This window comes from Arsenophonus nasoniae DSM 15247, assembly GCF_000429565.1.
Classification (GTDB): Bacteria; Pseudomonadota; Gammaproteobacteria; order Enterobacterales; family Enterobacteriaceae; genus Arsenophonus; species Arsenophonus nasoniae.
The window spans coordinates 1-1,193 of sequence record NZ_AUCC01000268.1 but is presented as its reverse complement, the minus strand read 5'-3'; the positions used below and the strand labels follow the sequence as shown (position 1 = coordinate 1,193).

Genomic DNA, 1,193 nt, shown 5'->3' with positions numbered 1-1,193 from the left:
CTAAGTAATAAGGCAAAAGAATTTAAAGCAACAACGGCAAAAATTGTTAATGAAATGCGCCAGAAATCCGGCTGCCAAAAATTTGAAGGTGAGGTTTCTGTATCGATGCAACTCTATCTGCCCAACAAGATAAAGCGTGATGTAGATAATTATTCTAAAGGCGTACTCGATGCTTTAACTGGGGCGGGTATTTGGCACGATGATAGCCAAATTCGCGTGATGACCGTTGAGAAGATGGATAACAACGGCGGTCTGAAAGGCGGCAAGTGTGTCGTCATAATTGATGAATATTGTTAAATCGTCGCTACCTGAAAAATCATCAACACACCAACAAGGTCAATCACATTTAAAATCCAAGGTAAAACAATGACTTTTTTAAGCCAGCCGATATTGGTTAATGGCGACGCCTTGCCATACGTTAAAACACTTCCTGATGCTTCTATCGACCTGATATTGACTGACCCACCCTACTACCGTGTTAAATCCTGCGCCTGGGACAGGCAGTGGAAAACAACCGAGCAATATCTAGCGTGGCTAAATGATTACCTCGTTGAATTCCAGCGGGTATTAAAGCCAAACGGCAGTCTCTATCTGTTTTGTAGCGCCGCATTGGCCGCTGATACTGAGATTATGCTAAGAAATCACATGAGGGTGTTAAATCACATTATTTGGGCTAAACCCTATGGTCGTTGGACTGGATGCTCAAAAGAATCGCTACGTTCATATTTTCCAAGCACCGAGCGAATATTGTTTGCAGAGCAGTACGGGGTAGATAGTGCTGCAAAAAATCATGTGAGATATGCATCAAAATGCGCTGAATTAAAGAGCCAGATCTTCGCTCCTATGATTGATTATTTCATCACCGCAAAAAATCAACTCAATATCACGGGCAAAGAAATAGAGAAGCATATGGGAAGCTACATGCATCGGCATTGGTTCTCTTATTCCCAATGGCAACTGCCCAACAAATCACAATACGAAAAATTGCAGCAATTATTTTCGCAAAAAGCCGCAGAGAAAATGTTAGTGCCGTTTTTATCCAAAAGTAACAATAAACTTCAGCGTGATTACAGTGAACTGATGAAAAACTATGACGAACTTAAGCGACAATATGAAAACTTGCGCCGACCTTTTTCTGTCACCAAAGACGTGCCGTATACCGATGTGTGGAGCTTTCCACCCGTACTGTATTA

At 41.7% G+C, this 1,193-nt stretch carries 2 protein-coding genes; both read left to right on the top strand.

What is annotated here, in order from left to right; translation table 11 throughout:
- On the top strand, positions 1-297 hold a 297-nt coding region (locus tag G468_RS0118300), incomplete at its 5' end, for a RusA family crossover junction endodeoxyribonuclease (protein WP_026824185.1).
- Between the two features lie 69 nt (positions 298-366).
- Positions 367-1,193 (top strand): DNA-methyltransferase (locus tag G468_RS0118295; protein WP_026824186.1); only part of this gene is annotated, 827 nt, incomplete at its 3' end.